The 5,250-nt window shown below is 37.9% G+C and carries 2 protein-coding genes and 1 pseudogene; 1 reads left to right on the top strand and 2 read right to left on the bottom strand.

What is annotated here, in order from left to right:
• Positions 1–215: 215 nt before the first annotated feature.
• Positions 216–1,707, bottom strand: a pseudogene (locus P9B04_RS13725) (NF041680 family putative transposase).
• Between the two features lie 79 nt (positions 1,708–1,786).
• Between P9B04_RS13725 and P9B04_RS13720 the strand changes: the two are divergent.
• Positions 1,787–2,182: a hypothetical protein gene (locus P9B04_RS13720; protein ID WP_342055552.1), complete on the top strand. Its 396-nt coding sequence runs from the start codon at positions 1,787–1,789 to the stop codon at positions 2,180–2,182.
• Positions 2,183–2,506: 324 nt separating this feature from the next.
• Here P9B04_RS13720 and P9B04_RS13715 read toward each other — a convergent pair.
• Positions 2,507–5,250, bottom strand: a 2,744-nt coding sequence (locus P9B04_RS13715; RefSeq protein WP_342055551.1) for a plasmid replication protein, CyRepA1 family, incomplete at its 5' end; no start/stop codon positions are given.

The raw sequence follows: 5,250 nt of genomic DNA, 5'->3' as shown, positions 1-5,250 counted from the left end.
AGTTGATACATTGCTCTTGCAGCACCATACTTAACTTTTTCCACGAAATGTGTTAAGAATGGAAATAAGTAGAATGAAATAAGGAATTGGACTTTGGACAAAAAGAGAACTATTAGCGTAAGATATACGCTAAATTAAAATGCCAAAATATCTACTCTGTATCAGTCAATAAAATTGGCTAACAAATAGGGCTAATCGATAGATTATAACGAAAACTAAGAAGCTTTTAAGTTTTCAGTTGATTTTTTTGTCCCTTCTTGGTGCGCGTTCCCTTGCGCCGTGCGACGGCGCGGGGTCGCATCCGCTTTCTTGATAACATCATGACGAGTTCGTGGGGCTTTTTTGTCACCTTTAATCCGTCCAGGAGAATAACCTCGACGTTTGGGAAATTTAGCAGAAGTCCCCAATGTCGAAATTATTCTCGAAAAGTCTCTTTGAACTAGACTAGGAGTAATTTTGACGGATTTATCTCTCTTCAAATACTGTTCCCAATCACGGGGTAAAACGACAGCTAATTTTCTGGCAGCCCACAAATTTACATAGGAAAGAAGTGTTAGTTTAAACCAATTTTCTTCGTGATTTACATCGGGAGTTAAATAAGATGTCATCAACAATCTTTGTTTACCAAATCGAAAAAGATGTTCCATGTCATAACGTTGTCGATAAGATTGATAACAATCAATTAAACTTAGTTCATTACGCCTCGAACCAATAACAATAAGCCACATAGGTTTCCAAATAGTATTACCCTCTTGATCTTTGACAACAATCTGGAGTAAAGTAAAAGGGTGATTGTTAATTTTATAGTTTTTATTTCCTCTCATTAACATCTGCTTCCATCCAGAAATAGTAACTGTTAATTGACGACCTCTTTTCGTCGTAAAAGGAACAGAATGAACTTCATCGGGTTCATGCCAAGTTTGGTTATCATTAAGGTCAAATTTATCACCATACCAACGGGGATGTCCCGAAGTTTTGGCTTGATTGGGTTCAGGAATAAATTGACGATAAAAAATCCGATTACTTCTAACTCTTGTAATAGTAACTACGCCTTCATGCTTAACTTGTTCACCAATAAAATCCCTTTGGCTATAGTCACTATCCGCTACTAAAACGGCTAATTTATCAGAAAATAAAGAACTTTTCCATATTTTCTCTAGTTGTTGATTTCCTTGATTTACTCCTTTATTTTTAGAGAGGACTCGCTCTCCTAATAAGGGGACAGCCCAAGGCACATTTTCAGTCTCTATTCGGTCAGGTAAAGCACAGACAACCGAATAAGAATGTCCAATATTAATGGGTTTATTGCCTTTAATTGGATTCGGATAATGAATAAAAGTCTAAGAGAGCTAAAGTCTGAGCAAATGGTCGTGGATAGGGAGTTATATCAATGCCAAATAAGTTAAACTGTTTGGAGGTGCGAGGAATTGTTCTCGACACGGCTGAAAATAAACTCGCAATTTGCTTGGCATAATTAGGGTTAGTTTTAGTAGGTAAAAACTCTTGAATTCCTCTATATAAACTGTTATAATCTCTTCTAAATAAAGGATTGAGAGATAGTTCAACTACTGAGCGAGCTTGTTGATTACTAGATAGGGCATCGAGTAATTCTATAACAGTTTCTTTTCTAGCTTTTAGTCCTTGGAAGAGGTTTGCCCTCCACAACAAGAATTCTTCAAGAGACTGCGCCGTTTTATTTTTGTTCATTTTTCAAATTCATTTTTTTATAAATTAGCGGAATATATACGCTAACCTATAAAAAGTTAATTTGTTACATTCAAGGTTCATGTCATCACATTCCGAACTTAAAACCAGTCAAGATGCTCATCTGAGAGCTAAACAAATTAAGAGTCTAATTCGTTCTCTTAAACAGAAAATCAAGAAAATTGAACAGGAAGGGGAAGTAGCACCAGTTAATTGTCATATCATCCGTTATCAGGTTAATCGAAAGGGAACAATCTACTGGTATTATAAACTACAGGCTGCTGAATCAATTTTTCCTATGGCCAGTAATAATGAGAAAAAAACAAAATATAAATATTTAGGACGAGCCGGAAGTGAAGCCCATATTGATGCTGTAGAAAAACTGAGTAGAAGAAATCTCATTGATGAATTAGAACGAGTCATTAAATCTCTAACTGAAAGTTATTTAGATATCTATATTGGAACCGAAACTGAATGAAAAGATTTCATATTTAAAAATCCCTAAAAAAATGAGAAGATAGTCTTTTTTATCCCCTAATTTATCGATTTTAGCTCTGGAGATAAGTTTAGCGTAAATTTTACGCTAACAATTATTTTTTATCCAAAGTCCAAAAGGAAAACAAGCTATAGCAAGTTTTCTTTAGAATCATTAGACAAAAGTTATATTAAGGGGGTTGATTGCACTTGAAAGCTTTCTAGCCCCTTTTACATTTGGAAGAAAAAACCTAAAAAAGGAAGAGGAATAAGTCATCTGTAATGTAATTAAATAATTATCTATACCAGGGGTGACTCACTTGGGTAACTATGCAACTTCATTGATGGAGTTGGCCTCATCCAGTTTCAACCATCGCTCAAAGATTTCCCCTCGTTGATCTGCGTTCACATTACATCCTTTATAGATCCTCACCTGTTTACCGTTGCGTCGTTCCCGTCGGTCGAAGATCAGCCCCAAATCTAATTTATAAAGGAATCGTTGAGCAACAGAGATGGCCGTATCCTTTTCCCCTATCCAAAAACCAAACACTGTTTTAATTTGAGACTTCATCACAGGGGTAGTTATCTTCTCATACCATTTTTGTAATGATTCCTTATCAAACTCCGCATCCGGATTTAAGAACTGTAAAATCTCCAAGTAATTTAAGAAAAATAGTTGAGTCCCAAGGGTAGATTTACAAACATCAGGTTTGAACAATTCCCCATTATCTGACTGTTCTTTAAGTTGGCTGAGGTTACGCTTTTCTTTATCCTTTAAATGAGCTTCACCAACGGTTAGATAATAAAGTAACTGTAACTTAGGCAACCACCCTTTATCGTGTTTTTCTACCATTTCTGGGCTAACGTCTTCGGTGAGATAAGAACGACTAATCTCTGCTTTCTTTAAAGTTTCCTCTTCTGAGTCACTCAAGTCTTTTCTTTCCTTAAGTTCCTCATAAGTTTTCTGGTCAATGTTCGGGGAATTAGATGTCCTTTTAGTATGGTCTTTATAGTTCTTGTCTTTCACTTCTTTAAACTCTTTTTTAATCTGCGTGTAATCATTCTCTAGATCATCGATGTCTAAGACCTTATACCCGATTTTCTCACACTTATTAAAAAGAGTATCAGCAAATTTAGAATTCTCAGTATTAATAATCACCGCTCGTTTCCCCCAAGCGATTAATGAAGGAGAACAGGATTTAATATCCTCGCTTTCCTCATAGAAACTAACATCATTGGCTTCAGTAATGCCCATCTTTTGTAATAAGCCAATCTGTGCCGATGCTAGTTTATGAGTCGATGCTAGTAAGGATTTAATATCATTGGAACCGTTACCGATTTGATGGGGACTCCATTGTTTACACCAGACATAACGGGGGATATTACTTCTGACCCGTTGCATACTTTGACAGACACTATCAACCGTTTGCACCCCATGACTAAGGACATAAACGGAATCGAAATGGTTAACGTCAATGCTCACTCCGGTTTCAATAACAGGAGAACAAACAACAATATCAAACTTTTGTATGATTTCATTTAATTTATCAATACAGCCAAAAGCAGACCGTTTTTTCTGGGTGACGGTTTTACGGTCAATTCTTAATACTTTGAGTGCAGGGAATTTCCGCTTAAAATAAGATTCTAAGGTACGGGTTCCCCAGGTGCTTTGATATTTTTGTCCGTCAGTATGAATAATAACTTTATGCCCTTTCTTGATATTGGACTCTAAGTGACTGATTAATTCTCCTGGGTCTTTTTTAAGGAAGCGATACAGTAATCTTTCCGCTTCGGGTACATAGCTATTATTGACAATGAATTTAGGGACTTTATAGCCGATTAATTGTTCAAGGTAGTTAATACTAATGGAACATAAATCAGCATCAGCTATGAAGATTTTACCTTCTTTGGATTGGGCGACTCGTTGTAATAGTTGTTTGAAGGTTTTAAGGATTCTGACACGGTTTTTCTGGCAAGTTCCACCATTGAGTAAATGCCATAAAACTTGTTCGACTTCATCGATGATAACGACGGCATCTTCCCATTGTTTGGCTTCGGGGTCAAAGGAGGGTTTGGCCTTGGGATGTAAAGAGTCGATACAAAGGGCATAGCCAAACTGCCCGAAACATTGATTGTCTTTAACTTCGGTACGGTAGTCGATACCAAAGCGACGGGCTAATTCACGGGCTAATTGTTCCCTGTGGACGATGATAATGACTTTTTGGTGGTTGGCTAGGTAATAGGCTATTTTTTTTGCTAACCATTCGGTTTTACCAGTGCCGTGTAGGGATCTTACTCCGATGAGTTTGGCATTTTGGGGGTATTGTAGGCTTTCAGGGATATATCGCTCGTTAATGGTTAAGTCAGGGATGAGGTGAAGAAAGCCTTGGATCTTATACTCAGCCAAGGTTAAACGGTTCTCATAGACGCTTTCAAAGTATTCAATCCCTTTGGAGGCGATGAGGTCATCAACGCCCTTTTCAGGGGCATCCCAGGTGATAATTTTAACTTGACAACCGGCTCGGCTAAATAAACCGCCTAGTCGTTCAGTGGCTTTTTTAACGTTGATACGGGTCTTTAGTTGAGGATCATTGTCGAAACATAAGCTGATTTCTCGGTCTTTCGTGGCAAATAGGGCTAATTGGGGGATGAGACGGGGTAAACCGATTTTATTGCCAAGTTTATCTTTGGGAATGGGACAACCATTCCATATCCCAGGAATACTAATGGCTGCGATACCGAGTGTGAGTAAGGCTCCGGCTTTTTTGGCTCCTTCGGTGATGCAGACGGGTAGGTTAAGGTCGATGACTAATGGCCAAAAACCTTTGTCTTCTGTCTCCATAAAATCAAGCAATTTGATTCTATCGAGATTATTTAATTTTCCTCGCGCGTTCCCTTGCTTCCTACGAGGGAGCGGGGTCGCTCGTCTAGAGGATTTTTTGTATTGAGAGTAAATATATTCGGCGTATTCTTTGCCTAAGCCGGCTTTTCTAAAAATGTTTAAGCCAATACGGTAGGTTACCCGTAGGAACATGGCCTCGGTGGGGACTTTGGGGGGGGCTTCATATTTGA

Source organism: Crocosphaera sp. Alani8, from assembly GCF_038442745.1.
GTDB lineage: Bacteria > Cyanobacteriota > Cyanobacteriia > Cyanobacteriales > Microcystaceae > Crocosphaera.
Note: the sequence above shows the minus strand (reverse complement) of the source record. Positions and strands in the feature narration are given on the sequence as shown.